This is a genomic window from Methylobacterium longum (genome assembly GCF_022179385.1).
Classification (GTDB): domain Bacteria; phylum Pseudomonadota; class Alphaproteobacteria; order Rhizobiales; family Beijerinckiaceae; genus Methylobacterium; species Methylobacterium longum.
Genome location: NZ_BPQS01000067.1, coordinates 1 through 24,711, shown reverse-complemented (window position 1 = coordinate 24,711; position 24,711 = coordinate 1). Strand labels below are relative to the sequence as shown.

The 24,711-nt window shown below is 63.9% G+C and carries 35 protein-coding genes and 1 pseudogene; 18 read left to right on the top strand and 18 right to left on the bottom strand.

Features of this window, described 5'->3' with window-relative positions; all coding sequences use genetic code 11:
- Positions 1-752: 752 nt before the first annotated feature.
- Positions 753-1,121, bottom strand: a complete 369-nt coding sequence (locus tag MFF58_RS28925) for a response regulator (protein WP_238293353.1) — start codon at positions 1,119-1,121, stop codon at positions 753-755.
- A 135-nt stretch (positions 1,122-1,256) separates the two neighbouring features.
- On the opposite strand from MFF58_RS28925, the pseudogene MFF58_RS28920 reads away from it, so the two are divergent.
- The 4 genes and pseudogenes from MFF58_RS28920 to MFF58_RS28905 all read left to right on the top strand — a co-directional run bounded on the left by MFF58_RS28920 (position 1,257) and on the right by MFF58_RS28905 (position 2,554).
- A pseudogene (locus tag MFF58_RS28920) lies at positions 1,257-1,681 on the top strand (hypothetical protein).
- Between the two features lie 154 nt (positions 1,682-1,835).
- Positions 1,836-2,003, top strand: coding sequence for a hypothetical protein (locus tag MFF58_RS28915; RefSeq protein WP_238293351.1), 168 nt, complete (start codon positions 1,836-1,838; stop codon positions 2,001-2,003).
- 127 nt (positions 2,004-2,130) lie between these two features.
- Complete coding sequence (locus tag MFF58_RS28910) at positions 2,131-2,301, top strand: hypothetical protein (RefSeq protein WP_238293349.1); 171 nt, start codon at positions 2,131-2,133, stop codon at positions 2,299-2,301.
- Positions 2,302-2,371: 70 nt separating this feature from the next.
- Positions 2,372-2,554 carry a hypothetical protein gene (locus MFF58_RS28905; protein WP_238293347.1) on the top strand — a complete coding sequence of 61 codons (183 nt, stop codon included), beginning with the start codon at positions 2,372-2,374 and terminating at the stop codon, positions 2,552-2,554.
- A gap of 65 nt (positions 2,555-2,619) precedes the next feature.
- Here MFF58_RS28905 and MFF58_RS28900 read toward each other — a convergent pair whose 3' ends face one another.
- Entirely contained in the window at positions 2,620-3,108 is a 489-nt protein-coding gene (locus MFF58_RS28900) for a Ros/MucR family transcriptional regulator (RefSeq protein ID WP_238293345.1), read from the bottom strand.
- Positions 3,109-4,064: 956 nt separating this feature from the next.
- On the opposite strand from MFF58_RS28900, the gene MFF58_RS28895 reads away from it, so the two are divergent.
- The 3 genes from MFF58_RS28895 to MFF58_RS32790 all read left to right on the top strand — a co-directional run bounded on the left by MFF58_RS28895 (position 4,065) and on the right by MFF58_RS32790 (position 5,020).
- On the top strand, positions 4,065-4,346 hold the full coding sequence (locus tag MFF58_RS28895; RefSeq protein ID WP_238293343.1) for a hypothetical protein: 282 nt from the start codon (positions 4,065-4,067) through the stop codon (positions 4,344-4,346).
- 83 nt (positions 4,347-4,429) lie between these two features.
- Positions 4,430-4,756 carry a hypothetical protein gene (locus MFF58_RS28890; RefSeq protein ID WP_238293341.1) on the top strand — a complete coding sequence of 109 codons (327 nt, stop codon included), beginning with the start codon at positions 4,430-4,432 and terminating at the stop codon, positions 4,754-4,756.
- Between the two features lie 6 nt (positions 4,757-4,762).
- Positions 4,763-5,020: a hypothetical protein gene (locus MFF58_RS32790; protein WP_505744325.1), complete on the top strand. Its 258-nt coding sequence runs from the start codon at positions 4,763-4,765 to the stop codon at positions 5,018-5,020.
- A gap of 82 nt (positions 5,021-5,102) precedes the next feature.
- Here the strand turns inward: MFF58_RS32790 and MFF58_RS28885 are convergent, their stop codons facing one another.
- The 3 genes from MFF58_RS28885 to MFF58_RS28875 form a co-directional block, all read right to left on the bottom strand.
- Complete coding sequence (locus tag MFF58_RS28885) at positions 5,103-5,372, bottom strand: hypothetical protein (RefSeq protein WP_238293340.1); 270 nt, start codon at positions 5,370-5,372, stop codon at positions 5,103-5,105.
- 163 nt (positions 5,373-5,535) lie between these two features.
- Entirely contained in the window at positions 5,536-6,240 is a 705-nt protein-coding gene (locus tag MFF58_RS28880; protein ID WP_238293337.1) for a sulfite exporter TauE/SafE family protein, read from the bottom strand.
- A 450-nt stretch (positions 6,241-6,690) separates the two neighbouring features.
- The gene (locus tag MFF58_RS28875; protein WP_238293335.1) at positions 6,691-6,876 is read right to left on the bottom strand and encodes a hypothetical protein; all 186 of its coding nucleotides are present in this window, start codon (positions 6,874-6,876) and stop codon (positions 6,691-6,693) included.
- 241 nt (positions 6,877-7,117) lie between these two features.
- Between MFF58_RS28875 and MFF58_RS28870 the strand changes: the two genes are divergently transcribed.
- Positions 7,118-8,221, top strand: coding sequence for a helix-turn-helix transcriptional regulator (locus MFF58_RS28870; RefSeq protein WP_238293333.1), 1,104 nt, complete (start codon positions 7,118-7,120; stop codon positions 8,219-8,221).
- A gap of 27 nt (positions 8,222-8,248) precedes the next feature.
- Here MFF58_RS28870 and MFF58_RS28865 read toward each other — a convergent pair whose 3' ends face one another.
- The 3 genes from MFF58_RS28865 to MFF58_RS28855 form a co-directional block, all read right to left on the bottom strand.
- On the bottom strand, positions 8,249-8,755 hold the full coding sequence (locus MFF58_RS28865; protein ID WP_238293332.1) for an SRPBCC family protein: 507 nt from the start codon (positions 8,753-8,755) through the stop codon (positions 8,249-8,251).
- 163 nt (positions 8,756-8,918) lie between these two features.
- Positions 8,919-9,680, bottom strand: coding sequence for a hypothetical protein (locus MFF58_RS28860; protein WP_238293330.1), 762 nt, complete (start codon positions 9,678-9,680; stop codon positions 8,919-8,921).
- 888 nt (positions 9,681-10,568) lie between these two features.
- Complete coding sequence (locus MFF58_RS28855) at positions 10,569-11,666, bottom strand: glycosyltransferase family 4 protein (protein WP_238293358.1); 1,098 nt, start codon at positions 11,664-11,666, stop codon at positions 10,569-10,571.
- Between the two features lie 316 nt (positions 11,667-11,982).
- On the opposite strand from MFF58_RS28855, the gene MFF58_RS28850 reads away from it, so the two are divergent.
- Together MFF58_RS28850 and MFF58_RS28845 are read left to right on the top strand one after the other, a co-directional pair.
- Entirely contained in the window at positions 11,983-12,441 is a 459-nt protein-coding gene (locus tag MFF58_RS28850) for a Ros/MucR family transcriptional regulator (protein ID WP_238293356.1), read from the top strand.
- 603 nt (positions 12,442-13,044) lie between these two features.
- Positions 13,045-13,299 (top strand): hypothetical protein, encoded by a 255-nt coding sequence (locus tag MFF58_RS28845; RefSeq protein ID WP_238293328.1) that lies wholly within the window; start codon positions 13,045-13,047, stop codon positions 13,297-13,299.
- A gap of 255 nt (positions 13,300-13,554) precedes the next feature.
- Here the strand turns inward: MFF58_RS28845 and MFF58_RS28840 are convergent, their stop codons facing one another.
- The 3 genes from MFF58_RS28840 to MFF58_RS28830 all read right to left on the bottom strand — a co-directional run bounded on the left by MFF58_RS28840 (position 13,555) and on the right by MFF58_RS28830 (position 16,833).
- Positions 13,555-14,379 carry a class I SAM-dependent methyltransferase gene (locus tag MFF58_RS28840; protein ID WP_238293326.1) on the bottom strand — a complete coding sequence of 275 codons (825 nt, stop codon included), beginning with the start codon at positions 14,377-14,379 and terminating at the stop codon, positions 13,555-13,557.
- A 298-nt stretch (positions 14,380-14,677) separates the two neighbouring features.
- Complete coding sequence (locus MFF58_RS28835) at positions 14,678-15,364, bottom strand: YoaK family protein (RefSeq protein WP_238293324.1); 687 nt, start codon at positions 15,362-15,364, stop codon at positions 14,678-14,680.
- A 230-nt stretch (positions 15,365-15,594) separates the two neighbouring features.
- Positions 15,595-16,833: an oxalate decarboxylase family bicupin gene (locus MFF58_RS28830; RefSeq protein ID WP_238293322.1), complete on the bottom strand. Its 1,239-nt coding sequence runs from the start codon at positions 16,831-16,833 to the stop codon at positions 15,595-15,597.
- 535 nt (positions 16,834-17,368) lie between these two features.
- Here MFF58_RS28830 and MFF58_RS32785 point away from each other — a divergent pair.
- A complete protein-coding gene (locus MFF58_RS32785; protein WP_505744324.1) occupies positions 17,369-17,803 on the top strand; it encodes a UCP034077 family protein in 435 nt (144 codons plus the stop codon).
- A gap of 252 nt (positions 17,804-18,055) precedes the next feature.
- Positions 18,056-18,508 carry a Ros/MucR family transcriptional regulator gene (locus MFF58_RS28820; RefSeq protein ID WP_238293318.1) on the top strand — a complete coding sequence of 151 codons (453 nt, stop codon included), beginning with the start codon at positions 18,056-18,058 and terminating at the stop codon, positions 18,506-18,508.
- Positions 18,509-18,727: 219 nt separating this feature from the next.
- Here the strand turns inward: MFF58_RS28820 and MFF58_RS28815 are convergent.
- A protein-coding gene (locus MFF58_RS28815; protein WP_238293314.1) for an IS5 family transposase occupies positions 18,728-19,482 on the bottom strand; the annotation gives its coding sequence in 2 pieces (ribosomal slippage) (positions 18,728-19,152 and positions 19,152-19,482; 756 coding nt in all).
- A 235-nt stretch (positions 19,483-19,717) separates the two neighbouring features.
- On the opposite strand from MFF58_RS28815, the gene MFF58_RS28810 reads away from it, so the two are divergent.
- Both MFF58_RS28810 and MFF58_RS28805 read left to right on the top strand, forming a co-directional pair.
- On the top strand, positions 19,718-19,930 hold the full coding sequence (locus MFF58_RS28810) for a cold-shock protein (RefSeq protein WP_238292294.1): 213 nt from the start codon (positions 19,718-19,720) through the stop codon (positions 19,928-19,930).
- 79 nt (positions 19,931-20,009) lie between these two features.
- Positions 20,010-20,216: a hypothetical protein gene (locus MFF58_RS28805; RefSeq protein WP_238292296.1), complete on the top strand. Its 207-nt coding sequence runs from the start codon at positions 20,010-20,012 to the stop codon at positions 20,214-20,216.
- Between the two features lie 63 nt (positions 20,217-20,279).
- On the opposite strand, the gene MFF58_RS28800 is transcribed toward MFF58_RS28805, so the two are convergent.
- A complete protein-coding gene (locus MFF58_RS28800; protein WP_238293312.1) occupies positions 20,280-20,540 on the bottom strand; it encodes a hypothetical protein in 261 nt (86 codons plus the stop codon).
- A 132-nt stretch (positions 20,541-20,672) separates the two neighbouring features.
- On the opposite strand from MFF58_RS28800, the gene MFF58_RS28795 reads away from it, so the two are divergent.
- Complete coding sequence (locus MFF58_RS28795) at positions 20,673-20,921, top strand: hypothetical protein (RefSeq protein ID WP_238293309.1); 249 nt, start codon at positions 20,673-20,675, stop codon at positions 20,919-20,921.
- 21 nt (positions 20,922-20,942) lie between these two features.
- Here MFF58_RS28795 and MFF58_RS28790 read toward each other — a convergent pair whose 3' ends face one another.
- The 3 genes from MFF58_RS28790 to MFF58_RS28780 are packed head-to-tail and all read right to left on the bottom strand — an operon-like array spanning position 20,943 to position 21,710.
- On the bottom strand, positions 20,943-21,203 hold the full coding sequence (locus tag MFF58_RS28790) for a hypothetical protein (protein ID WP_238293307.1): 261 nt from the start codon (positions 21,201-21,203) through the stop codon (positions 20,943-20,945).
- A gap of 46 nt (positions 21,204-21,249) precedes the next feature.
- Positions 21,250-21,429, bottom strand: a complete 180-nt coding sequence (locus tag MFF58_RS28785; RefSeq protein WP_238293305.1) for a hypothetical protein — start codon at positions 21,427-21,429, stop codon at positions 21,250-21,252.
- A gap of 23 nt (positions 21,430-21,452) precedes the next feature.
- Positions 21,453-21,710: a hypothetical protein gene (locus MFF58_RS28780; RefSeq protein WP_238293303.1), complete on the bottom strand. Its 258-nt coding sequence runs from the start codon at positions 21,708-21,710 to the stop codon at positions 21,453-21,455.
- A 208-nt stretch (positions 21,711-21,918) separates the two neighbouring features.
- Here MFF58_RS28780 and MFF58_RS28775 point away from each other — a divergent pair, with 208 nt between their 5' ends.
- Positions 21,919-22,497, top strand: coding sequence for a PAS domain-containing protein (locus MFF58_RS28775; protein ID WP_238293301.1), 579 nt, complete (start codon positions 21,919-21,921; stop codon positions 22,495-22,497).
- Between the two features lie 44 nt (positions 22,498-22,541).
- Here the strand turns inward: MFF58_RS28775 and MFF58_RS28770 are convergent, their stop codons facing one another.
- Positions 22,542-22,763 carry a hypothetical protein gene (locus MFF58_RS28770; RefSeq protein ID WP_238293300.1) on the bottom strand — a complete coding sequence of 74 codons (222 nt, stop codon included), beginning with the start codon at positions 22,761-22,763 and terminating at the stop codon, positions 22,542-22,544.
- 509 nt (positions 22,764-23,272) lie between these two features.
- On the opposite strand from MFF58_RS28770, the gene MFF58_RS28765 reads away from it, so the two are divergent.
- Positions 23,273-23,491 (top strand): hypothetical protein, encoded by a 219-nt coding sequence (locus MFF58_RS28765; protein WP_238293298.1) that lies wholly within the window; start codon positions 23,273-23,275, stop codon positions 23,489-23,491.
- 386 nt (positions 23,492-23,877) lie between these two features.
- On the opposite strand, the gene MFF58_RS28760 is transcribed toward MFF58_RS28765, so the two are convergent.
- Positions 23,878-24,135: a hypothetical protein gene (locus MFF58_RS28760; RefSeq protein WP_238293296.1), complete on the bottom strand. Its 258-nt coding sequence runs from the start codon at positions 24,133-24,135 to the stop codon at positions 23,878-23,880.
- Between the two features lie 243 nt (positions 24,136-24,378).
- Between MFF58_RS28760 and MFF58_RS28755 the strand changes: the two genes are divergently transcribed.
- Positions 24,379-24,711: carbonic anhydrase (locus MFF58_RS28755; RefSeq protein ID WP_505744323.1), on the top strand; the 333-nt coding region annotated here is incomplete at its 3' end.

Genomic DNA, 24,711 nt, shown 5'->3' with positions numbered 1-24,711 from the left:
GCATCGAGGTAGCCGTGCTCAGCGCGACTGCGCCGGTGAGGCCGCACCGAGGCTACGGGGGGAGTAAGCCCCGGTGCTGCTCTTCCGGCGCTCGACCCCCGGCCGATCGCTAGGAACATGTCGACGCTGGGCTGGTAAATGGAGCCTTAGCATCATGGGACGGCGTGGATCGTGTGAGTTACGATCGGGCCGCGTCCAAGCTAGCTCCAAAATTTCGTTTCGCAGCTTGAGCGGCCGACATCGCCTGTTGCTCACTGCCGCGCTCGCCAAAGGCCACGGTGACGCTACCCTGCTGCAAGCGCCAGGACCAAATGGGCAGCGGCTTCCCCTCGGCGTCCAATTTCTGGCGGATCGTGTGGACGAACCTGATCCCGTCGACGTCCGCTGTCATGCTGTGCCTTCAGAGTGGAACACGAAGTAGCCCACGAACCGCATCGCGTCCTCAGCTCTCGCATGGCGGAAGCCGACAGGCGGCGGCTCTGAAGGGCGCACGGTCCCAACGAACTCCCAGTCAGCGGCTTGAATGAACGACGGGATCGGCCTGCTCTGTCCGATGGCGCAACGGATCGCGGGCTCGAAACGGCGGCCAAACACGGTGTAGGATTGGGCCGGCATCCTACCCCTCGTGTCGCTGGTGACGCTTTCGGCAAGGTACTCCGTTGACGCCGGCATGGAGCTTCAACGGAACGATCGCAAGTCGGTTCGGTGAAGCATCCTGTTCGGCGGCTTGTTCCCGCACCCATCGCGGTCGCTCAGTGCAATTGCAGCACCTTCAGCGCCTTGCGCACCACCGTCTCGGCACACGGTTTCCCGATGAAGTGGGCGCAGCTGGGAAGCCGCTCGGCTTCCTCGCGTAGGCAGCCCGAGCATACAATGATCTTCGTCTCTGGCCAGCGGGTGATCACCGCATGAGCAAGGTCGCAGCCGTCCATCGGCCCGGGCATGTTCAGGTCGGTGTAGAGGAGGACGACGCCGCTGTTCGCTTCCAGATGTTGAAGCGCGCCGTGGGCATGCTCGGCCTCCAGCACCTCGAAGCCGAGCGCGTTGAGCATAGCCGCTGCCGCCATGCGGATCAGGGCTTCATTTTCGGCGAGGACGGCCAGGGGACGGGAAGCTGACATAGATCAACAATCGCCAAGAGCGTCCCGCGTTTCAGCTTGGCGTTATACAAATCGTTCGCTGGCGGATCCTCGGTGCATAGCTCAGTCCCGCTTATTGCTACGCTTTCCCCACGGCCGGTGGCACAGTGCGGCTCCATGCCGATCCGGCCCGAGCACCGCTTCTTCTACCCCATCGACTGGGCGCAGCTCTCGGCCGTGATCCAGTTCGGCCGCGCCAAGGGCCGTTGCGAAGGTTGCGGGCGACCGCACGGGCAGATGTCCACCACCTCGGCGACGGCCGCTGGTGGGATGCTGACGTCGGCCGGTGGCGTGACGGATGGGGCAGGCGGATCCGGCTAGGGCTGGAGAGCGACGTCCTCGGCCGTGTCGCCAGGACCCGGGTCGTTCTAGCGGCAGCCCATCGGGATCACGACACCTCGAACAACGCGGATGGCAACCTCGCGGCCTTTTGCCAGCGCTGCCACATGATCCACGACCGGCCGGAGCATCAGAGGCGGCGCTGGCGGACGCTGTTCCGGCGGAAGGCACTCCGCGACCTGTTCGGCGGTCCCTACGCCTAACTGCCAGCGCATGCGCCGCGTTCGGATCTGCGAGTAACACAACGCCCAGCCGCTGAGCCGAGGCTGTTCGCATTCTGTGGGGCTGTGCTTTCACCGCGGCAGCCGGCGTCCTAAGGCTCAGCTACTGTGCAGGCGTCTCCTTGAGGCGCTCCCCATGCTCAACCGCTTTATCCTGGTCCGTGGCGCCTTCATCGGACTGCTGCTCGTCGGTCTTTTGGCGTTGGCTGACGGTATAGTTCGTCAGCAGCTGCAGCAGGCCACGGTGAACATGGCCTCACTGCCGACCGCGGAGGTCGTACAGACGACCGGCGCGGTGAAGTAGGCAGGATGCGCCGCGCGCAGCCACATCTTCCAAGTGGAGATGCCGCAGGGCACGAAATCCATTTCGGCTTATTAGTCCATGTGAAGAGACCCGCGCCAGGAGGCTGTGGGCTGATCACGGTGAAGCCATGGCCGGAAGTGACCTGATCCTCAGCGGCCTGTTCGTAGCCGGGATACTGATCTCGTTGACCGCTGATTTCCGCCTGCGCAATGCCGCCGCCGCGTCCCTGACGACCAGCTGCATCACAGCCGCGGGCGCAGGCCTTGTGTTCTTAGCCTGCGCCGCTGCCATCCGCTGACGTCACATCGAACCGAATGGACCTTGGTCGGTTGTGCACTAACTACCCATGCGAACGACAGAGGGTCGCCATGGACACTGTGCAGGCGACAATGTTGGGGTGCGGTCTCATGTTAGCGGGCTGGGCGACCGCCAACTTCGACGCACACCGCTGGCACCTTGCTGGGCAGCGCACCCCGATCGATACGCTCACCGTGCTATCCTTCGCACTGCCGTTTGCCGGGTTGGTCATGATTGCGGCCACCGCTGCCTGACGGCGGTAGCCCGAGCCTCGACCCTGGCGGCCGAGCGGGCCGATTTGCTGCGGCGCTGAGCGGGTTCAAGCCGCCTTCTTGCGGCCACCGCGCTTCGGACCTTTACCCACCGTCGGGCTAGCCCCGCGAGCAGCGCTCTGTGCCGGCCGTCCAAGTCCGATTGCTTTTGCCAAAGCAGACCTCCGCTCGGTGTAATCCGGCGCCACCATCGGATAGTCCCTCGGCAGCCCCCATTTCTCGCGGTAGTGCTCAGGTGTCAGCCCGCGCGTCGTGAGGTGCCGCTTCAGGGTCTTGTAGCTCTTCCCGTCCTCAAAGCTGATCAGTGCGTCACGGCTGACGGAGCGCTCAACCTCTGTTTTAGAAGGCTTTGCGGCAGAGAAACCTGCGGCTGGCGACGTATCACCCTGCGCCTTCGCCCGTATAGCGGCGTACACGGCGTTCAGTAACTTAGGTACTTCCACAGACTGCACGTGGTTGTTTTTAACATAAGCGCCGACAAGATAAGCCGTCAGCTGCAGGTAGTTAGGATATCGCGCCTCAAAATCCTTTTCCATGGCTCGCTCCTCGCGACATATCCTGCACCGTACAGCAGCTGATCCACGTCGGCTGTGGAGAGCTATCCTGTGGTTCAGCGCCAGAGCCGGTTGAGCATCGGAAGCGATGCTCATTGATCAAGCTTCATCAGCCCCGAATGCCGACAATATCGATGCGCATTATGGTGCGCTTTTACACAAATTACAAATTGTAACTTAAGTTATCTGAGAACACTAAAATGAGTTTTGCGCCAAAAAATCCCATGTAGTTTCCGCATCCTCGCTTGAGCAATATCGGAGGGTGGAACATGCCGATCTAGCGCTTGGCGCATTCATAGTTCCAGCGCAGCTAAATAATGATAGTAATACGATACGCCATTAATTAGAGGAGAGCTTAAGATGCTTATGGCTAAAAAGCTTCCAGCATGGCTTTCACGGCGTGGATACGGAGATCGCCTAAAGCAGCGCATCGTTACGATGCATTCCCGAGATCATGGTGTCCAGGCTGGGATGCCGGAGTTGCTCTCACCTGAGGAGCAATCCTTGGGCGAGAATGTACTTCTCTTCCCCCTAAGATATCTTGTTGGGCAACCTGACCCGGCCTGAGACCGGCCACTCACGGTGCCCAGGCCGACGCTCTGGAGATCGAGGCGCAGGCCAAGCGCCCGCTGGCCGACGAGTACGACGCGGCGCAGGAGCAGGGCGCGGTCCAGACCCGCGGTGGCAACCGGGTAAGCAACCTTCCCGAGCGGAAGGATGCCCCGGCCGTTGCTGACCTCGGACTGTCGTACAAGGCGATCCACGAGGCCGGCAGATCCGCAACGCCAAGGCGGTGTCGCCGGGCATCGTGCGGCGCAGCCTCGACTAGCAGCTGGCCCAGGGCAAGGAGCCCATCAAGGCGCCCGTGCGCACCGCAGATACTGGTTCGCACGGGCCGCGCCATTCCTGTAGGCTTCCAGCTGGACGGGAGCTGAGCCATGGGCGAGCCGATCGAAGACGACGTGCTGGCACGCGCCAAGCGCACCTTCATCGAGAAGAACCATGATGATCGCGCTTGGGATACAGGCTTTACTGAACGGGAGGCCCGCCACGGCCACAACGTCGCCTGCCTGACGGAGCTTGAGCGCCAGGAGTACCTTGAGCAGGCGCGCCACGAGCTTCGCACCAGTTCGCCGTCCGAGCGTTTGGACCGCTGCAAGCGCGGCGCAGGAGGATTGAGTAGCAGGCTCGGCACGCCGCGGACCTGCACGTCGAGCTGACCAACGTCCTGTGCGCCACGGCGGCCTGCGCGATGCCATCCTGCACAGCGCGGCAACGCGGCGTTAACCATGTCGGACGACCCTTGCTGCAGCAGCGAAGCGGCGAGGACCTCATGGCAGCGTCACCCCGACCGACGGCGGCATTTCTGGCGCGGTACCCGGTGCCGATCGAGCTGATTTCGTCGCTCTACCGTGCGGACGATGGCGAGCGTGACCGCTTGCTGTCCGCCATACCTGAGCACGGGCGCGCACGGCTGGCCGCCTACTGTGCCGAGACAGAGCGGTTGCAGCCCCTCTGCCTGCGGGTGGCGTCCACCTGCGCGGAGGCAAGCCTCGTTCGGGCGGCCGGCGCCGCGATCGGCGCCAGCCTGTACGCGCGCTCGCGGGTCGACGCAGCCACGGCACACTGAACGAGCATGCGAACACCCAGCCAGCTGACGTGCGAAGTAAAGGTGGATGAGGTTTGGCACCTCGCCACCGTCGCTGAGGTGCGCAGTCGGCACCTGATGGCCCAGAAGCGTTGCCCGGCCTGTCACGGCCAAGTCATCTTCGCCGGGACTTACATCGGCGGGGGGAGGCTAAAGCTGCAACACCGCAGATCACATACCGGGTGTCCACTTAAGCCCGGGACGTACTCAGGCACCCCATCACCCCACCCCCAGGCGGTTGCCTGACAGCGGGCTCGGCTTCCAGCTGCTCCACGCGATCCACCAGGGCCGCGCGTACGGCGGTCGAGTAGCCTCGTCAGCGGGCAGGCTACTGCCGCGGCGGCGCGGGCCGCACGAGCCACGTGACAGACGCGTAGGCACCCAGCCAGGAGCCGATCGCGGCAAAGGCCACGTAGACCGCATTCTCGGTGTAGCTGATCACGGCGAACGCGGAGAGCAGGTACCAGCATGCCGACCAGTTCGCAGCCGGAATGCGCCTGCGGGCGGTCACGGCGGCGTTGAAGAAGACGTAGGCCGCATCGGTGACCGCGGTGGCGGCGACCACGCCCACCGCGATCAGCGGATCGATGTTTTGCATGAGGCGCTCCCAGGGTTACCCGGGGATCTCGGCCATTCGGACAAGATCAAGCAACCACGGGCCTACGCGGCTGGCTCAGCCAGTATGCCTGACGATCGAACGGGACGACTGACGTCGGCATAGCTATGGGCATGCACGATGGCGATTTTAGCGGCATCGGCGGCTACAGCAGGTAGCTCGCCCCCGAGATGATCAGGAGCAGGTTGATCGCCCGCGCGAAGTGCACGTCTGACAGGGCGCGGTAGCAGAGCAGGCCAGCGGCCGTGCCAAGCAAGGAGCCCGGCACGCAGAGTAGGTCGCCCAGGTCGACGCCGTGACCTGAATGCGTGCCGTGGACGAGGCTGAGCGTCAGCAGCGCTGCGACCTGCATGATTAGGATGAACGGCTGGAACAGAGCGCGCTGTCGATCCTTGTCCCAGCCCTTCATGGAGCACCAGATCGTCACGAAGGCGCCAGGAAAGCCGACCGCGCCGCCCGTGATGCCGCCCACGATGCCGACCCCGATGTCGATCGATGGGTGATGCCATCGCATGACAAGAGGTCGCCGCAGGAGCATGTACGCCCCGTAGAGAAGCAGGAAGGCGCCGAGCGCGTGCGTGTAGAGACCTCGGTCGGCGTGCAAAAGCAGCCAGATCCCAAGGGGCAGACCAAAAGCGCCGCCTATTAGGAAAACGGCTAGCCCGCACCAGTCAATGACTTGGCGCAGGGCCCAGACCATGGCGGTCTGATTGGCAACGCTGCACAGCATCATGATCTCGACCGCTTGAATAGGGTCGATGGCGAGGTGGAACAGCACTGCGCCGCAGATGGCCGAAAAGGCGAAGCCGCCGATGCTAGAGAGAGCTGCTGCGGCGGTGATGGCCATCATCACGGTTGCGCTTGGAACACCCGCGCGACCGGCTAGGACGAAACAGGTCAAAGTTGCGCACAGCAGTACCGCTTCGTACCGGCCGCCCATGAACCGCTGATCGAAGGCTCGGGCTAGAGAGCGCACCAACGAAGCCTTCGGCGGGAGTCCCAATGCGACCTTTGAACCGTCATGATTTGGCATGTCAGTCGGTATCTGAGACGGCGATGGGAACGACCGTGCCGACTTCGGCTGCTTCCGCTTGGGCAAGCTCCGCTTCGTCCATAGTCCGAGCGAACCATGCGTAGTGGGACAAGCCTGCCACCAGGAGAACGGCGAGAAGGACAACACGCATGCAAGCCTCCTTCAGGCTAGAGATCGGGCGGCGACTGAGAAAGCGTCGTCGCAACAGGGCCGTGCAGCGCACAGCCTAGCGCGGAACACTTGTCGTTTCCTAAGATAACTGGAGGATCAATTCTGGATCGTGCAGTTGGCGATGTCGCCTGTCGGTAGAAACTCGCAGATGGTGACAGCTTCAGTTTTTGGGGCAGGAGCTTCGACTGATGCCTCGCTGGTCGGCGGCGAGACGAGCATCGTTGTCACGAAGGCAGTGGCCGCTAGGATGAAGCCGGCGATGAAGAGCGTCGAGATCCGCATGGCGTGTCTCCGATCCAGAGCGAGGCTGCATAGCCGGGGGCTACGATGATCAGTCTCCGGCCTGCAGTGGAGCAGCATTGGCGAAGCGTCGCCTCCCCCAAAAAGGGGGTATCGGATGCGTAATCAGATTTCATCTTGTTTTCATTGAGAAATCATATTCTTATGCGAAAACTCGCATAAGCGATTGCTGCATTCGTAATCGAGATTATCCGCTAAACAGCGCAAATTATAGGCAGATGCCATGGAAGCGCTCGCCTTGTCGCGCCTGATCGAGTCGATCTACGACTGCGCCATTGACCCGGCTCTCTGGCCGAGCACGCTGGAGGAGATCGCAGCCGCCCTCAACAGCATAGCTGGGACGCTCAACGTCATGGATTTCGCCACAGGCGCTGAACGGACGCTCGTGCACGTCGGCATCACCGATCATTACCAAGCGCTCTACCGCGAGTGTTACCAAGGCTGCGACGTGTTCGCCCACAGCCTCCTCCTGTGCCCGGTTGATCAGCCGGCGACGTCCGAGGAACTCGCTGCCGAGGAGGAGCTGCTGCAGAGCCGCATCTACCGCGAGTGGGCCGTCCCCCAGGGCTTCCGCTACGTGCTGCTGACCGCGCTCATCAAGAACCAAGCACGCTTGGCGTTCATCGGCGTCACCCGCGGCGAGAAGGGTGGCCCTTACGACGCCGAGGAACAGGCCCGCATGGCCCTGCTGGCGCCGCACGTGCGGCGCGCGATCACCATCGCCGACCTGATCGATCACAAGACCCTTGAGCGCGACAGTCTCGCAGCTACGCTGGACGCGCTCACGACCGCCGTGCTGGTGCTCGGCGCAGACGGCCGTCTCGTCCATAGCAATGCAGCCGGACGGGCTGCGCTGGCGCGCGAGGATTTGCTGCTCTCCCGGGTCGGGATCGTCGAGCCGTGGGACCGCACCGCGTGGCCGGTCTTCCGCGCCATGATTGCCGCAGCGGCGGGCGGAACGGTCACGCTGGCAAGACGCGGCGGCGGAAACGCGGTCGTGTCAGCTCTGCCGCTCTGCGGTGAGCGCCGCCGCAGCACCGCGCCGCGTGCCGCACGGGTTGCCCTGTTCGTTCAGGACAATCCCTGCGGTCCGCACGCCATCGAGCTGCTCGGGCGGGCCTACAGCCTCACCGGGGCCGAGCTGCGGGTCCTACTCGGTCTGGCCGACGACGCAACGCCCGCAGATATCGCCAAGCGCTACGGCATCGCGCCTTCCACAGTGCGCACCCACCTCAAGAGCCTGTTCGCCAAGACGGGAGCTAAGCGGCAGAAGGATCTGGTCAAACTGCTGCTGGCCATTCCGCCCGTCGTAGCCAAGCCCTTGTAGATGGACTGGCCCAGAGTTCGACGCCTCTTACCGGGCTAACTCGTGGGCAATATCGGCGAGGCCACCTCGAAATAAGTCTTCAATGCGCGATACCGCACCTTCATCGCGGGAGTTTTCCAGGCGGAACGACGCCCGCCACACCACGACAGTTCCCTCACCTGCAGGGGCTACGGTGAGCGTCGCGTGGTGCTGTTTTACTGGCCATGGGCTATGCACCAAAGCGTAGCTGTACATCATGGCGTCCTCATCGCGATCGAGCTGAACCTCAACGAGAGTGCCGATGCCGCGTACGTCGAGACTGCGGACAGTCTGACCTTGATCATGGGAGAGGAGACACGTCCGTGCCTGCCCATGCCAACGCCGGATGTCGCAGAATTCGCCGATGACAGCCCACACGGCCGCTGGAGAGGCGGAGATCGTGCGGGTTTGTGCCACCTCCAAGGCTGGCCTCTCGGACGAGCCGAGCAGCGTCATGGAGACAGCAGTCGCGAAGGAGGCATAGCGCGCCGCGAACGCTGGCAGCAGCAAACTCATTGGATCGCCTGTCGGCTCGGCGCAGCTGCGTCCGGCTTTGCCTATCCCGCGTCAGCCATACGGGACCGAGTGTCGGTGCGTCCTCCCTCAAACAGGGGAGTACTCCGGTTTTCCTCCTCGTCCGGGCGCTCTCGCGTTCGCCATACCGTCCGGCCCCAGACCCTCACCGCATAGCTCGGCTCGCGCTACCACCCGCGCGAATTCTCGTTCGGCCTGATCGGTCGAGGTCGACCGCTGCCCCTCGGCAGCCTTTCTTTGGTTCCGTATCCACAACTTGCCTTTGTGGATCTCCCTTATCCGTGGGGTGCAGGTTTTTGCACCCTATGCTGCCCAGGAGTGCCGGAGCTGCGGATCGCCCTCCCCGCCGGAGCCATTGCAGCCACTCCCGGCTGATGATCCGGACCACGTTCGGGTCCGACTTCCGGCCCTGGTGGCGACGTTCCTGGATGGTCAGCAGGCCGTCACCCTCGGCCAGCCGGATCGCTCCTTGCGCCAGCCGCCGGCACACGCCCGCCCGAGCTGCAATGGCGTCTACAGGCAGCCCGCAGGCCCCATGTTGGGCGACCTCCTCTCCCACGATCCGCAGGACGGCGAGTTGCCCGGTGGTGAACCGGCTCGCCAGCGCGGGCGGCATCGGACCGGAGCAGGCCAGCCGACGACGGCGCTCGATCGCTACGGATCGCTCAGGAGCCCGCTGGAGGCGCCTTGCCGGGAACAGCGTCACACGGCCGAGCGGGATGCCGACGGGCGCCACGGCCTCCCTAATCGCGCTCCTGCGGGTGTGCAGCGCCTCGGCCAAACCCTGCGCCTCTGAGTCGGTGACGGTCGCGGCGGCGTGGGCCTGCCAGATGGTGCGCGACAGGTCGTCGAACTGCGCGAGTGTCCGCGCGCCCTCGATCGCCGACCGCATGGTGGCGTGAAACATCGGTCCCGGTCCCTCACGGGCCGCGGCTAGGGTCCAGGCAAAGCCTTCCCGTTGACGGAAACAGGTTCCGTCTTGACTCCCGGGGGGGAGCTATGGCTTGTGAGGGGAGATGAGTCCGGCCTCACAGGCCCTCGGTTTTCAGCAGCCTCTTCCTTGCCGGGAAGGGGCTGTTGGCTTTTCAGGGTCTATCTCGCGGCGACGGTCTCCTGAATGGCGGCGGCGACTCGCCAGGGCGGGTGCAGCCGGAACGGTCCATGTCGGCTGGGCAGCACGGTTAAGTCAACGCTGGGGGCCATTCTATGGGCAAGATCGAACTGCCGCTTCCGCCGCAAGCGCTCACCCTCGCGCCCGCGCAGGACCTACTTAGGCAGATCCGCCACGACGTTCCGCAGCACGGATCTTGGTTGAGTGCCGCAGGCACAGAGTACAGGGTTACGATAGAAAGCTCGAATGACACGGCGGACGCTCTTGAGACGTTCTACCGAGAAAAGCCTTTCGTGTTGCTGCCGATAGATGGGAGGACCCGTCGCGTTGAGCCGATAATCTCGTAGCAGTAGGCCGGACTTCCCATCTGAGACGAGCATACCTTGCAACGGTGATGTTATCGCTTCAGTGAGCTGGGCCCGCGCCAGCGCCGGGGGCAACCGGAACCGGCACGGACGAGACCGCAGCGGCACGGCGGGATAACCCAAAGCATCAGCCCTGCCTCGCCACCATATCGAGGATCGCCACGCCAGCCGCCGCGATGACGTTCCCGCAGCCGCTCAAAGCGCCGCTCGCCTCGTGGCCCGTTCACGACCCTAGCGAACAATCCAACGCTGAGGTTTATCGGTCTTCAATGGGTTAGACAGGAGGCGGTTCAGATCGGCGGGCCTGCCACGTCACCGCCTAAACGAAAACGGCGGCCTCGTACCTCATTGCATGAGCGACGCGAGACGCGTGCTCGGTCATGGCACGTCGATAGATCCTCACATAGCGCTCGGTCATCGCCTCAGCATCGTAGAGCGCCTCGGCACGGTCGCGGCAAGCGCGACGGGACAGGGTCGCTGCTTGGCCGATCGCGACTGCGAGGTCGGCGGCAGCATCTGGCACCGCGAGGCGGCCGCAGGACGCGTCGAGGATGTCGGGCATGGCGCCCCGCCGGAAGGCGGCCACCGGCGTGCCGCAGGCGAGCGCCTCCGCCGCAACGAGGCCGAAGGGCTCCTCCCAGCACGGCGAGACGATGGCCACGCGAGCTCGGCTGAGATGGTGGGCGAGGTCACGGTGCGAGAGGTGTCCCAAATGGACGATGTCCGGCCCGAAGCGCGGCACGATCTCGGACGCCCAATAAACCGGATTGAGCTTCGGGCCCGCGTAGACAAGGGGAAGCCCCGCCATGCGTGCGGCGTCGATGGCGAGGTGGAGGCCCTTCTCGGGGACGATCCGCCCCGACCAGAAGGCATAGGCGGGCTCGTCCGGGACCGGCCCGTAGGCGAAGGTCGAGAGATCGATGCCGTTGCCGACCACCTCCACGTGCGGGACGATGCCCGACCATTCCTGCGCGAGGGAGGGCGAGACCGCGACGAAGGTCATATCGGATCGCGCAGAGGCAACGCCGTCAGCGAAGGACGCGAATGGGTGAAGGTGCAGCACAGTCACCCACGGCAGATCGACAGAGACGCTCTCGCGTAGGGGCAGATCGTGCAGTGCGTTGTTGTGGACGAGATCAAAGCCGCCAGCAGCGACCATTCTCATCATCGCCTCATAGGCGTCCCGCTCGATGCGAGAGTGAATGGCTTCAAGCTCAGGCTGATCAGACCCTTCGCCGATGGGATCGCAGAGCATCACCGGTCTGAGATCCGGATCAGATCCGTGGCTCGCATACAAGGTCACGTTATGACCGTGCCGCCTGAGGATTTGAACCAGAAGGTGCGTGTGCATCTCCAAGCCGCCGGCATAGGGCTGCCTGATCGGATGCTTCAGGTGAGCGAGGACGGCAATTTTCACGAAGTCTCTCGATGCACCATGGTGGGATGCGGTACCACGCACGGCCTGCAAAACATAATCTGCGTCAGGTAAAATAGCTGATGTATGTTAAAGACTAGATCTATGGTCAGGTGACCCGGCTCAAGCGCTGATGATTGGAAGAGCCGTGCGCTTCCGCCTGCAAAGCGATGTGGAGCGACAATCGGAGCATCAGCGTCAACTCAGCGCGCCGTCACATAGCAATCAAAACGCAATCGCCTTGACTTGGGCGTGTGTTTCCTCACGTATAGGCCCGCTTCGACGCATTCGCACGAGCGATCGAACCGTGGGGGATGAAGTGACGGAAGACAGTGCTGATCATACCTTGAATTACAGCAAGATCGCCGGTGACATAGTTGCCGCTTACGTCTCGAACAACTCCGTCCCGGTCTCTGAACTTCCGAACCTCATCCAGAGCGTGCACAGCGCCATCTCAGGACTGACCTCCGGCAGCCTTCCCGGCGCCACTGCCTCGGCCGCTGAAGTCGAGAAGCCTACCCCCGCTCAGATCCGCAAGTCGGTCCGCGACGACGGCATCGTTAGCTTCATCGATGGTAAAGCCTACAAGACACTCAAGCGGCACCTGAGCAGTCACGGCCTCGATCCGCGCAGCTACCGTGAGCGCTACGGCCTGCCCGCCGATTACCCGATGACCGCCCCGAGCTACGCCGCACAGCGCTCTGCGCTGGCTAAGGCTATCGGCCTCGGGCGCCCGGGCGGCCAGTCTGAGCGCCAGAGCAGGCGGAAGACAGCCTGATTGTCGCGCTGCCTATCGGACTCACCGCGTCGGACGGCCGTAGGTTTGGGCCCATGTCAGCATAACGACGTTATCAGGCGGATCTGCCGAGGGCACCGATGCAGGCTCGGCAGACATGCTTTGAGCCGAAGCTGCGCGCCTCCGATCACAGGCTCCAATCCAGCGAACGATGCGATCCGCAGGTGGGCGCCGCCGTCTTAGCCGAAATTCACGCACTGACTTTGGCCACCAAATGCGAGCGTATCTCACAGAGCGTCGAGCGGCAGCCATAAGTTCATCCTCTGCCCCGACGCGCTATCGGTGGCGCCGGGGCGATGAGGACAGTCTTCCATCAATCCTGAGCGTGGCCTAGCGCGTGCAGGATCTATTCCGAGCGTGGCCTCAAGTTTATCCCGGTATCCTAAATACTTAGATACGTATGCCAAATGGAAGTACGGTCGGCATCAGGCCCGCTCCAGCAGGTCGAGGAGCATCGTGCCAGCCTCCGAGATGACGTTGCCGCGTCGGCGCCAGGGTAGGATATCGGCCACCGGCAACGGCTCGGCCAACACGTCGGCCGCCGAACGATCTGGAACTGCCGAGCTTGCTGGCGTATCCCCCGGCATGGCCAAGCGCATCAAGCTACTTCCGCAGGATCGGGGCACCGTTCTGTTCGACGTCGTCTTCGAGGATGGCAGCCGGGCCTCGAACCGGCGTGTGCCGATGGAGATCCTAGGCGGTTTAGACGGCGACGAGCCCGCGCGGCAGTTCATCGAGCAGCAGGAGGCGGAGATCGCCCAGAAGGCAGGTCGGCCGCCGCGGGCGATCCAGAGCCTGACGCGGGCCGCCAAGCCAGAGCCGAAGCCCGCGCGAGACTAGTGCTCTGACGCCGACAAAACGTACACACATCGGCGCAATTTTCGTAGCACGATGAACCAGTTAGCCGACAGGTCCGTGGTGCGTTCGTCGGCGTCTGTGCACTAGCGGGTCTTTCGGCAGGATGCCTTCTGCAACGTCGCCCGCACCTGCGCGACCGCCTCCGGCTCCTCGGCCATCAGCATGTTGCCGATCGCCTCGTGCCCCGGAGCCAGCGCCGGGCGAGGCGCAGCAGACGCTGTTGGCAGCAAATAACGCTCAACTCTTTGCCAAGCCGTCGCGCACGGCCTTGGCGTTGCGACGGATCGCCGGCCAGATCCAAGCACCGGAGACGAGATAGACAGCAGGCCGCGTCGTCCTCAACTCGGTGACAAGTCGCTGGGCAAGGCCAGGATTGCCCAGAGGCGGCATTGGCGCAGCGGTCTTGCGATAGACGACCGTGGTGTCCTCGCGGGGATAGGCCTCGTGCGGCACGAGCCCGGCGCGGCGGGCGAGCAGATCAAAGGTCTCGCGTACGTAACCGTGGACATGAGCAAAGTGGAAGCGCTCGTGCGGCGGCTTACCGGTGGCGGCCATGTTCGGCACTGCGGCATGGAGCACGCCATCGGGCTTCAGCCAGCGCGACAGGCGCTCCATCACGTCGGCGGGGTCGCGTAGATGCTCCAGCACGTGGTGCGTGGAGATTACGTCGAAGGCGCCCGCAGGGAAGCTGTCTTCGTCCGCATCGTTCAGCACCGCGACGCCGTACCGCTTGCGGGCATGGTCCGCGTAGTCGCGTCCTGGCTCGACGCCAATGACCTCGCACCCGCGCCTGCGCGCCTCAGCCAAGAACTCGCCGGAGCCCGAGCCAAAATCGAGGAGCGCCTTGCCGGGCACGAGCCTATCTTTGAGTAAATCGGCTCGGAAGGCAGCCTCGCGGGCGGAGCGCACGAGGTGGTGGCGCGGCGGGCCGCCGGCAAAGGCGAGTTGGTAATCGACGCGGTAGGAGGTGGTGTAGTACTCGGCAAGTTCGTCCGGCGTAGGCATCGGATCGGTGCGGATCAGACCGCATTGGGTGCAGGCGATCGACTTGATTGTCTTCAAGCGACGGTCGGTCTCAGCTACGATAACTGCGTCACAGCAGCCGCATAGATTACAGGCGGCGGGCGCGCCCGTGTAGGGGTAGCCAGTGAACGGCACAAAGTGCTTCAGGAAGTAGTAAGGGGACGGCATGCCACGCTGGTCTCCAGAAACGGACGGCGGTTATGGGCGCCATCCGGACGTCAGTAACGTCTGTCATGAGCCTACCGAGCTTCTGTTTCCCATCTGAGTGACGATCCGCTTCCCGCCGATTGTGTTCTTTAAGGAGTCAATGGGCGGCAGCTCGATCCAGAGCGGCTCTTCACGAGCTAAAATTTCGACCAGAGATGATCACCAGTCCGACCAGGACGAAGGCTGGCATGAGCATGCACCAGAAGGACATCGCCGCGACGGCGAAAGCTCCAGCCAGGGCGCCTGTGGCGAAAGCCAGCACGGCTGGGAGCGTCCGCCGCAACCGAGCGCGGATCTGCGCCCGGTCTCCCACTCCACAGAGGCGGTCAGTCAAATCGATCACGGCCTGTGAGACGTTCACCGTCATTACGGTCGTTGCGGCCAGATGCCCGATCACCACACGGCCGATCCCGTTTTGAATGCCCATTGCCGCGACGCCGAGCATGCCGACGCTGATCGCCCTGGCGCCGTCCGGTGAGCCGAGCGGCGACAGGGCGACGCCCGCCAGTGCGAAGGCGCTCAGAAACGCCGCCTCAATCGCCAGCAGTGGCTGCAGCGGTGCCGAGCCGCCTCGTTCCAGGCCGATGGCAATCAGGCGCGTCAGCGCGACGGCCAGAACGAACACCGGCAAGGCGAGTAGCTTGGCGAGGACGCCGCTCGACGTTGAGACCAACTCGGCACCGATCAGAACAAAGTTGCCTGTCACGTGGGCCGTGAAGAGGCCAGTCAGCGCGATGAAGGCGGCAGCGTCCACGAACCCCGCGGTGAGCGCGAGTCCGACCCCAATCCAAGTGTCTCTGTCGGCACGAATGGGCATGTCGCCTTGGTATCCCGATGCATCGGCAGGCGGGGTTTCGGCAGCTCCCACTCTGAGCCCTCGCCGCACAACCGCCTGCATCACCCGTCTCCCTGAGCAGCCCGGATGTTGGATGTCCGCGCCACCTGCCGCCCGGCCTCCCGGCCCGCATAGTCGATGTCAGGATTGAACGACCGCTCGCGGAAAGGCTGGGCCGACATGCGCTACCTACTATCACAGAACTCAGTGGATCAGGCGGGCAGCACAGGCTTCTTTCCTTCCGGCAAGCCTTCGAGAAGCGACTCATCGACCTTCAAGTGCGCTCTCACCAAGGCATGCGGCGTCAGTTTTACCCACTCGTTGAGTGAGACGTCCGCATATGTCGGGCTGCGGAACATCTCTAGGAAGCGCAGGGGCGTCGAACCGGTGTTCTGAATGTAGTGCCCCATGGCGAAGGGCACGTAGCCGACATCGCCAGCCTGGAAATCGAAGGTGCGCGCCTTCGACTCCGACCCGAACACAGTCATCCGACCCTGGCCCTCAAGGTAGTACTGCCACTCGTCGCCGTTCGTGTGCCAGTGCAGCTCGCGCAAGCCGCCCGGTTCGAGTTCCACCAGGGCTGCCGCCAATGTCTTTGCCGCCGGGAAGATCGAGGAGTCGGTGATGCGCACCGTCCCGCCCTTCGTTCGGATAGGTGGTTGCTCCAGCATGCGATAGCTGAAGCTCTCGGTCACCGGGCCGGCACCGCCCATCCGGTCATTGGCCAGCGGCCCGGGCTTGGGCGCGGGGAAGATGTAGAGTTCCTCCTTGGGCAGGTGCTCCAAGGCGCTCTCGGGCACGTTGAAGTTCTGGGCGAGAACGTCCTTCGGCGTGTGGGCCAGCCAATCGGTGATCAGGAAGGTCGAGTCCTCGGAGAAGTGCCCGTCGTCGAAGACCAGGAGGAACTCGCAGCCGTCGACGTCGCTGTCCAAGCCCTGGATCGAGTGCGGGATACCGGACGGGAAGTACCAGATATCGCCCTCCGAGACGTCATCCACGAAGGTCCGACCCTGCTGGTCGACAGCGGTGATCCGCGCCTTGCCTTTCAGCATGTAGGACCACTCGGCTTCCTTGTGCCAGTGCATCTCCCGGGCAACGCCGGCCTTGAGGCGCATGTTGACCCCGGCCATGGCGGTGGAAATCGGCAGCTCGCGCGTAGTGGTCTGGCGCGCCCAGCCCCCTTCCTCCAAGCGCATGTGGCTGTCGGTGAATGACCATTTCAGGTTCGGCATGGTGCCGTGATCGGTCTTGGGTGGTGCCGTCGTGAACGGCTCCTCCGCCTGTCGCGATGGGTTTGTCGGCCCGATGATGTCGGCGCCGTCCTGACCTCGGATGGGCTGCTTACCTGAACTCTGAACAGTGGGCCCGGCTGCCGCACCGCGCGCCATGCCTGTGAGCATGCCGCCGGCCGTGGCAGCCGCCACGATCTCACGCCGGGAGAGCTTCGACATCGGTCCACCTTTACTATGGGGTGTGGATCGACCTTCCTGCGCTGCTGCTGACGCGAGCTTCGCTCACAGATAGGTCACTCGGACAGGCAACCGATCCGGTCTGCCGACGGTTCTGTGGGCGCGAAAAGGGCCCGCATTGTTCTATCTGCACGGCTCGCGCGGCCTCGCGCGCTCGCGACTACTCGGCGGCAGATTGCTGCGGGCGTTGAGCTGAGAAGCCCATGCGGGCACTTCCATTGTGCACGACCGTGGTAGGGGCGTAAGCGCTCGCAACTTGCCTCACCGAGCACCTGAAGGCGGAGGGCTATCTGAAGTGAGCAGACCACGGCTTGCCATGGGGCTTGCCGGATTTGTCGTCGCGTTCGTGTCGGTCATTGTGCTGAAGGCAAGCGGCCACCAGAACGCGCCAAGTGCCGTGCTCGTCGCAGCACTCGTTGCTGGAATTGCGGTGGCTACCATCGCCGCAAAAGGGGGGTAGCCACCGCCGCCTCGTAGAGGAAGCCTTGAAGACGAAGCGATTGTCGCGGAGCTGCCCTTGGTAGACCGAATTGCCACGCTACTCCTTGCAGCATCGGTCACCGTTCTGTCAGATTTGCCAGCGCGATCTCAGCCTGCGCCTGTCAACAACTGGGCTGAGTTCCGTAGCGCCGTGGCCGACTGTTGGACGGTCCCGCCCGGAACTGAAGGTTCCTTGATCGCCTACCGGTTCGGTCTGGACAAAACGGGTGCCATCCGCGGCAAGCCTCTTACCACCGCACGCCAACTCGTCGGCGACCGTGGCGCGCGACAGCGCTATGAGGAGGCAGCATCCGCTGCTTTGTCGCGCTGCTTCCCCCTCAGGGTGACGCCCGCGTTCGGCGCGATCCTTGGCGAGAGCCCGATCTATCTACGGTTCGTCAACACGAAGCCGACGGCCGCGTACCAAATCAATAGCAACGTGACGATCTTCGCGCCGCCCGTGCGGCACTGACCCCATCCCCCGCCTCGTGGAAGAGACGCCGAGGGTAGGCTCAGTCAAGCTCCATTCCACTCCCACAATCGCGTTGGACGAGAGCAATATCCTTCAACCGCAATGCCAAGGTTGCTCCGGAATAGTGCTGATCATTTGTGCACGAGAGGCATTCGCAGATTAACAAGTATTGATTACTTTATATGATTTTTATGCAAAGAAGGCGTATGTCGCTATCCCATTTGGAACGCTCGAATTCGATCGGATCAACCCATGTCCCATAATTCATCCACCCAGTTGGCCGGCGACATCGTCGCCGCCTATGTCGCAAATAATTCCGTTCCGGCTGCTGAACTGCCGGTGCTGATCGAGCAGGTGCACGGCGTGGTCTCGCGCCTTGTCTCCAGTACGCGGCCGGCCGAGGCCAGCGCAGCGCAGCAGGCCGATGTGGCCAAGCCGACGCCCGCTGAGATCCGTAAATCTGTCCGCCCTGACGGCATCATGAGCTTTGTCGACGGCAAGACCTACAGGACCCTAAAACGTCACCTGACCAGTCGCGGCTTCGATCCGCGCAGCTATCGTGAGCGCTACGGCCTGCCCGCCGACTACCCGATGGTCGCCCCGAGCTACGCCGAGCAGCGCTCCGTGTTGGCCAAGGCGATTGGTCTCGGCCGTCCGGGCGCGATGGCTAAGAGCGCTCCGAAGGGCCGCCGCAAGGTCGCTTGATCCGACCATCCTTGAAGCCCTCGGCGCCATCTTCATCAAGGTGAACGGCGAGGGGCCGGGCGTGCGGCTAAGGAAGGTCGCCCCTCCCCTCGTGTTCGAGACGCTGAGAACTATGTCACTCTGACACTGCAGATCGCTGCCCTACCTCTCATGCCACGCCGAGGGCACCAACGATGACCGAGCTGTCACCCAACAATCGCGCCAACCTACCGTCCGGACTCATAACCAGTAGCTGACGGTGGCGGCGATGCAGACGGCAGCGAGATAGTTCGTGGCCGAGCGGTCGTAGCGGGTGGCGATGCGGCGAAAGTCCTTGAGCCGCCCGAACATGCGCTCGATGGCATTGCGGCCGCGATACAGCACGGGCGAGAAGCAGGGCTTCCAGCGCCGGTTGATCTTGGGTGGGATGTTGGGTGCGGCCCCGGCCGCCTCGATCTGCCGGCGGATGGCGTCGGTGTCGTAGCCCTTGTCGGCCAGCACGATGCGGCAGACGGGCAGACGTTCGAGCAGCAGCGCGCCAGCCTTGCAGTCGGCGGCCTGCCCGCCGGTCAGCAGGAAGGCGAGCGGGCGGCAGAAGCGATCGGTGAGGGCGTGGATCTTGGTCGTGCGCCCGCCGCGCGAGCGGCCGATGGCTTGGTTCTGCTCCCCCCTTTACCCCCGGCGGCGCAGCGGTGCGCCTTCACGGTGGTGGAGTCGATCAGCACTTGGGAGGGCGGGCCGCCGGCTTGCGCCAGCGTCTCGAACAAGCCGACCCAGACCCCCTTGGCCGCCCAGCGCACGAAGCGGTTGTAGAGGGTCTTCTTCGGCCCGTAGACCTCGGGCGGTGCGTCCGTCCAACGCCCGCCGGACTTAAGGACATGGACAATGCCGCTGATCACCCGCCGGTCGTCTACGCGCTCCTTGCCCCGTGTGTCGGTGGGCAAGTGCGGCGCGATCCGCGCGAACTGCTCGTCCGTCAGCCAGAACTGATCCATCGGCTCCTCCCACGGAAGCCGTGAATCACACCCAAGAGGTCCGCGCCACCATTATGGGTCCGGACGGTAGTGACGAGAACGGCCAGAGAAGCAGCGCGTCAGACGAATGCGGATCAGGTTCAGCAGGACCTCGACGCTGAGAAGCGGGCATTGGAAGAGCGAACGGCACAGCTGCGAGCGAAGCGGCTGGCCCAGGTTGGCGAGGGGGTCTGAGACCCACGACTAGGAGACCTCTATGGCTACCGGCACCGTGAAGTGGTTCAACGAGACCAAGGGCTACGGCTTCATTCAGCCCGATGACGGCGGCGGCAGGGACGTGTTCGTCCATATCTCGGCTGTCGAGCGCGCCGGCATGCGTAGCCTGAACGAAGGGCAGAAGGTCTCCTACGACGTCGAGGCCGACCGGCGCAGCGGCAAGGAGAGCGCCGCCAACCTGAAGGCGGTCTGAGCCGTAGCAGGCTTATTGGGAAACCGAAGGCGCCGCGTTGGCCGTGGCGTTGTCGCATGTGCCCTGGCATAGCGTGCTGATGGCTGATCCTGTCCCGCACCCCTACTCCATCGAGGTCTCGCCTGTCGCCAAGCCGGAGGGTCACTTCCAGTGGGCGATCCGCAAGAGCGGCAAGCTGACCGAGCGGTCGGACCGGCCCCACCGCAGCGAGGCCAAGGCGTTTGAGAGCACCATGGAGGCCGTCGAACGGGCGATGAAGCCGGGAGCTGATGGCGGGCGTCGCTGAGCGCGCTGTCATCTGCCAAGCCGCGGCAGCCCGTGATTAGAGCAGGCGGAGGGGCCGTACAGCCTATGCAACGTCGCTGACCTGCTGCCTTGGTCCGCTCTCGCCAACGAGGGTACCGATTAGCCGCCAGAGCTCCTGATGCTCGGGCCCGTTGCGGCCAGAGGCGAGGAACGTCGAGAGGCTGAAATCCGTCACGTGGCCACCTGAAGCGACATTGCCGGTGTGCCGGACGAAGCTGTGCCCGGTCGTAGGGTCGAACAGCAGGTGCCAGCAATCGCCATTCGGGCTGGCGTAGATCAAGCGATTGGCTTCGGGAAGGCTCATAGCCGGCCTCCAAGGTTCAGGCATATGACGACGGCACAGACCCTGCGTCTGTTCCACGGATCGACCAACCCTCGTCTCGCTGGAGCCACGATGCGACTGAGCCCGGCACCAAATCTCAACGGGGAAGGTCCAGTGGACGAGGCTGCGGTGGGCGCACTCGTGACCCTGGTCCTGGCGATCGAGCGCACGCCGACTGGCCCGTACGCTGCCGGCTACCGCGCTTCGATCCGCCGGCACGGCCAAGCGCTCGCTGACAAAGGCGGTTCTGAGATGATGCAGGCGGTGCTCAGGCAGGTCGCGCAACTCTCGCCCGTCCGGGCGGACGCGCGCCATGCCATCATCGTGTCGGCGTGGTCGAACCTACTCGCGCGAGGCCGATGAAGCAGCCCAGAGTGCGGCAGCCTACGCGAGCGCCTGCGGGTGCGGTGAGGACGTGCCGGAGTATGTGTCGGGCTTCAGCGGACAGCCGCTATGGGCCCTCCGGTGCGACACGGTCCGACGAACGGTGGGCGAGCCGTAGGCGCCAAGGATCATCACCTGCCCGTGGCAGGCCGGGCAGCGCTTCACGGCCATGACGTGCTCAGTTGCTGCCTGGGTGAGGCTGACAGCGCACCACTCACTTCCGAGCTTCACCTCGCAGGTCTGCGGCTTGGGCTTCGTCATGCCAGCGAGGTGCCATGCCGAAGCGATAGTCGCCAGCGCCTCGGCGTCACACCTCCGGGCCCTCCATCAGGCCGAGCCGCAGCGCAAGCACTATGACCGCCCCATCCGTGAACGTCTCCCCATCGACAAGCCAGAGCGGGTAGTCAGCGCTCCAGGGCTCGACTGTGTAGCCACAAGCGCGGAGCGCCAGAACGGCTTCGAACAGAACGTCATCGACAACGGTCATGCCGCTTTGCAGCCCGGCGACGTTCAGGCTGCCCGTCCCGCTTCACGCGCGGCCGCCTCGCGGACGTATTCGAGGCAACGCTCACGAACATCCGGATCAGTGATGCGCATGAAGTCGCTCAATAGTGCGCTCGCCTGAACCGTGGCTGTGAGAGGCGCGGGCGCGTCCTTGCCGGCGATGACAGCTTCAAGGAACGCGTCCGGAGACATCCCAAACACCTGTGCGATGCGCGGCAATACCGTGCCGCGGGTCTTCAAGCGCTGCTGATCTGTCCCGTCCACGGCACCCTAGTCCATGCTGTATACGATGGCGCGACTGGCGGTCCTCTGCACGAACAGAACCTACCGTAGCTGTTTCGGGGTGCACAACCAGCAGGCGCATGGCTGGGTTCCAACACAGAATTTTGTATTCATAAGTTGCAAAGTTGCCCCAATTCCAGTGTCTCGGATTGTTTCCCCGTCCAACAGCGACCGTCGAGTAGCCCCTGCCATGCCCTCTCTGAAGCGGTCCGCCCGCTCCCTCGCTCCCGCCCTCGATGCCGCGGGCTTTGTTGGGACCTGGGACTGGAGCGTCACCACCGGGCAGGTCGTTCTGGACCAGGGATCCGCGAAGATCGTGGCGGGTGATCCGGCTTTGGCAGGTCAGATCATTGATCTCGACACGGCCCTGGTTCGGCTACATCCCGACGACCACGGCTGGGTCATGCCGAAAATCGAGCAGATGGGACGGACGTGCGGCACGATCCTGGCCGAGTATCGCGTCCGCGCTCCGAATGAAGATGTCCGCTGGCTGCTCGATCGCGGGCGGGTGACGAGGCGACCTGACGGCACGGTCCACGGCCAGGGTATCTGGCTCGACGTGACGGACTTGCACCAGGACGACGCCCTGGAGGATCTCGGGCCGGAACACCTCATCGAGATGGCGGCAACCCACTGCCTGAACGCGCGTGAGCTACTTCAGCGCAGCGGAACTCCGATGACCCGGCTTCTCATCGACATGCTGTTGCTGGAACTCGGGCGAGGCGCGGCTGAGCACGTCCAGAGGCTCGAAGGTTCGCCGCTTCACTGAGATAGGGAAGGCGCGCTCGTGAGCGGCTTCGGGATCGTCGCTCATCAGCCTGCACGCTTGGCACTCCAGCTGCCGCTGCACTCGACCAAGCCGCCCGACGTGCGCCATGTGCCGCTGCCGCTGCCCTTCGCAGTCAGGCTGCCAGCAATCGGCACTCTGTTCGAACCCTTGATAATCGTGGCCTGCACAGCGCCACCGGCCGACACACCGCCATCGATGTCGATCTCCTCTCCAGGGATCGAGGCGTCGCTGTCCTTGATCTGCACCCGATAGCTCGTGCTGGCCGAACAGGGTCCCTCAGACGTAGTAGCGACGATGGTCCAGGAACCGTCGTACCGGTTCGGCACTCGCACCTTCCTGGTTGCGGCATCAGCTGGACAGATAGCAACCAGCATAAGGCCGGCCGACAGGAGCGAGACGGGGATACGGGTCACAGGCAGCTCCGACGCACGCGCCGTCGGGCCTGACCACGCCGCTGACATACGGGGATAGCGGCTAGATAGTTTCAGCTATAATCGTGGATTAGGCCTCCGATCGCTCAAGCTTGCGGACAAGCTGAACCGTATCTCACGATGCACTTTCTTTGTTGAGCTGATTGTCCGTTCCTGTACATTGAAAACGATCATCGCTTTATCGAGCTGGCTGCTGAAACTCTCTCCTAAAGAGGACCGTAGGGGATAGCCGACGCCCGGTTATGGGCGCCGCGCCGCGGCCGGGGAGTTCCCAAGCCTTTTTGGCTTCGGACTGACACGTCCGCCGAACTCAGGAGTCCATGATGAGGAAGACGACTTTCTCGCTCGCCGCTGCAACCCTGCTCGGCAGCCTCGCTCTCGGTGTCGGCACAGTGTCGGCAGCCCCGATGCCGGTGAACGGCCTTCACACCGGCCAGTCGGGCGTCACGCAGGTCCGCATGATGCACGGCGACCGGATGATGATGAAGAAGCGGATGATGCGCCGCCGCATGATGCGCAAGCGGATGATGAACCGCATGTGAGATGCTGTCGGCCAGCGTCGGAAGGGCTCCTGTCGGAGTCCTTCCACCATGCAACATTCTGTCTGATGAACGAGACCGACGTCTTGTCCCGCACCTATAGGCTCGCGACGGTGCCCTGTTCCTTATACCCGGGATGCTTCCGCTGGGTCGTGTCATCCACGGATGGCCTCTTCTCCGAGCAATCGGCCTATCCCTATGCGACCAAGGCATCTGCCATGATCGTGGGCGGGATCCGAATGGCCGATCTGAGCACCGGTCGGCAAGGAACGGAACCGCTCATCCCTCGACCGGAAAGCCCATGATGATGGCGGTCATGACCATCGTGCGCCGAAGGCCCGGCGTGGTCGCCTTGTCCGCCAGCAGCTTCTTGGCCTAGGGGTAGGCATTCACGTCTTGGGCTTGTCGCCGTCGGCGCTCGCACCCGCCATGGGCTCCGTGACGCTCGATCGCAGAAACGAATTGCGTCCTTCGATCCTCGCGATCTGGTGGCCAACTCGACGAAGCACCTGCTCGTTCTCGTCCAGTCGCTGCTCAATGACGGCCATGCGCCGCGATAGGCGCTCCTCCCTCGCGAGCAGATCGCCAGCGAGCCGGCGTTCGAGCGCCTCGCTATCGGTCAGGAAGCGGCGCAGCCATCCCAGCATGATGCCCCTTCCCTTGAGCCGAACCGGCTTCACTCCAATCAAGGCGAGTAGCATAGCAGCGTGCCGGGCAGCCGCATCATCACAGCTCGCCCGGCCTCGCGCATCGCAGTCGCTCGATTGATCAGCGCTGACCAACTGCCGGATGTGTTCCTGGGATCTGAGGATGTGTGTTGGCCGCCGGAGACGCCACTGCCTAAGCTTGTGGACGGCGAAGTTCGTCGGATGCGAGGGGGATCAGACCACATGCACACCCGTTGCGACTGCTGCACCAATACTCGCCTGCCGCATCTCGGCCGCCGGCGCCTCCTCTTCGGGGCGGCGGGCGCCTTCGCCGCCACGGCCCTGCCGAACGCCGTCGCGCAGGCCGCGGGCCCGGTGGACAAGACCGCGCTGCCCCCGGCCGAAGCACTCAAGCTCATGAAGGCGGGCAACGAGAACTTCAGGAACGAGGCCCCCGCCCTGGCGGCGAACGGACGCGAACGCCGTCTCGAACTCGCCCGCGGGCAAGCCCCGTTCTGCGTGCTGGTCGGCTGCTCCGACAGCCGGGTCTCGCCCGAGATCCTGTTCGGGCGCGGG

Excerpts from the sequence above, each read along its gene's own strand:
- MFF58_RS28835 (WP_238293324.1), bottom strand. The coding sequence starts at position 15,364 with ATGCCCATTCGTGCCGACAGAGACACTTGGATTGGGGTCGGACTCGCG.
- MFF58_RS28885 (WP_238293340.1), bottom strand. The coding sequence starts at position 5,372 with ATGCAAAACATCGATCCGCTGATCGCGGTGGGCGTGGTCGCCGCCACC.
- MFF58_RS28845 (WP_238293328.1), top strand. The coding sequence starts at position 13,045 with ATGGCCAAGCGCATCAAGCTACTTCCGCAGGATCGGGGCACCGTTCTG.
- MFF58_RS32790 (WP_505744325.1), top strand. The coding sequence starts at position 4,763 with ATGCGAACACCCAGCCAGCTGACGTGCGAAGTAAAGGTGGATGAGGTT.
- MFF58_RS28760 (WP_238293296.1), bottom strand. The coding sequence starts at position 24,135 with ATGCTGGGATGGCTGCGCCGCTTCCTGACCGATAGCGAGGCGCTCGAA.
- MFF58_RS28895 (WP_238293343.1), top strand. The coding sequence starts at position 4,065 with ATGGGCGAGCCGATCGAAGACGACGTGCTGGCACGCGCCAAGCGCACC.
- MFF58_RS28915 (WP_238293351.1), top strand. The coding sequence starts at position 1,836 with ATGCTCAACCGCTTTATCCTGGTCCGTGGCGCCTTCATCGGACTGCTG.
- MFF58_RS28765 (WP_238293298.1), top strand. The coding sequence starts at position 23,273 with ATGAGGAAGACGACTTTCTCGCTCGCCGCTGCAACCCTGCTCGGCAGC.
- MFF58_RS28790 (WP_238293307.1), bottom strand. The coding sequence starts at position 21,203 with ATGACGAAGCCCAAGCCGCAGACCTGCGAGGTGAAGCTCGGAAGTGAG.
- MFF58_RS28785 (WP_238293305.1), bottom strand. The coding sequence starts at position 21,429 with ATGACCGTTGTCGATGACGTTCTGTTCGAAGCCGTTCTGGCGCTCCGC.
- MFF58_RS28925 (WP_238293353.1), bottom strand. The coding sequence starts at position 1,121 with ATGTCAGCTTCCCGTCCCCTGGCCGTCCTCGCCGAAAATGAAGCCCTG.
- MFF58_RS28800 (WP_238293312.1), bottom strand. The coding sequence starts at position 20,540 with ATGAGCCTTCCCGAAGCCAATCGCTTGATCTACGCCAGCCCGAATGGC.
- MFF58_RS28870 (WP_238293333.1), top strand. The coding sequence starts at position 7,118 with ATGGAAGCGCTCGCCTTGTCGCGCCTGATCGAGTCGATCTACGACTGC.
- MFF58_RS28880 (WP_238293337.1), bottom strand. The coding sequence starts at position 6,240 with ATGATGGCCATCACCGCCGCAGCAGCTCTCTCTAGCATCGGCGGCTTC.
- MFF58_RS28875 (WP_238293335.1), bottom strand. The coding sequence starts at position 6,876 with ATGCGGATCTCGACGCTCTTCATCGCCGGCTTCATCCTAGCGGCCACT.
- MFF58_RS28775 (WP_238293301.1), top strand. The coding sequence starts at position 21,919 with ATGCCCTCTCTGAAGCGGTCCGCCCGCTCCCTCGCTCCCGCCCTCGAT.
- MFF58_RS28810 (WP_238292294.1), top strand. The coding sequence starts at position 19,718 with ATGGCTACCGGCACCGTGAAGTGGTTCAACGAGACCAAGGGCTACGGC.
- MFF58_RS28900 (WP_238293345.1), bottom strand. The coding sequence starts at position 3,108 with ATGGAAAAGGATTTTGAGGCGCGATATCCTAACTACCTGCAGCTGACG.
- MFF58_RS28830 (WP_238293322.1), bottom strand. The coding sequence starts at position 16,833 with ATGTCGAAGCTCTCCCGGCGTGAGATCGTGGCGGCTGCCACGGCCGGC.
- MFF58_RS28805 (WP_238292296.1), top strand. The coding sequence starts at position 20,010 with ATGGCTGATCCTGTCCCGCACCCCTACTCCATCGAGGTCTCGCCTGTC.
- MFF58_RS28860 (WP_238293330.1), bottom strand. The coding sequence starts at position 9,680 with ATGTTTCACGCCACCATGCGGTCGGCGATCGAGGGCGCGCGGACACTC.
- MFF58_RS28905 (WP_238293347.1), top strand. The coding sequence starts at position 2,372 with ATGGACACTGTGCAGGCGACAATGTTGGGGTGCGGTCTCATGTTAGCG.
- MFF58_RS28910 (WP_238293349.1), top strand. The coding sequence starts at position 2,131 with ATGGCCGGAAGTGACCTGATCCTCAGCGGCCTGTTCGTAGCCGGGATA.
- MFF58_RS28865 (WP_238293332.1), bottom strand. The coding sequence starts at position 8,755 with ATGAGTTTGCTGCTGCCAGCGTTCGCGGCGCGCTATGCCTCCTTCGCG.
- MFF58_RS28820 (WP_238293318.1), top strand. The coding sequence starts at position 18,056 with ATGTCCCATAATTCATCCACCCAGTTGGCCGGCGACATCGTCGCCGCC.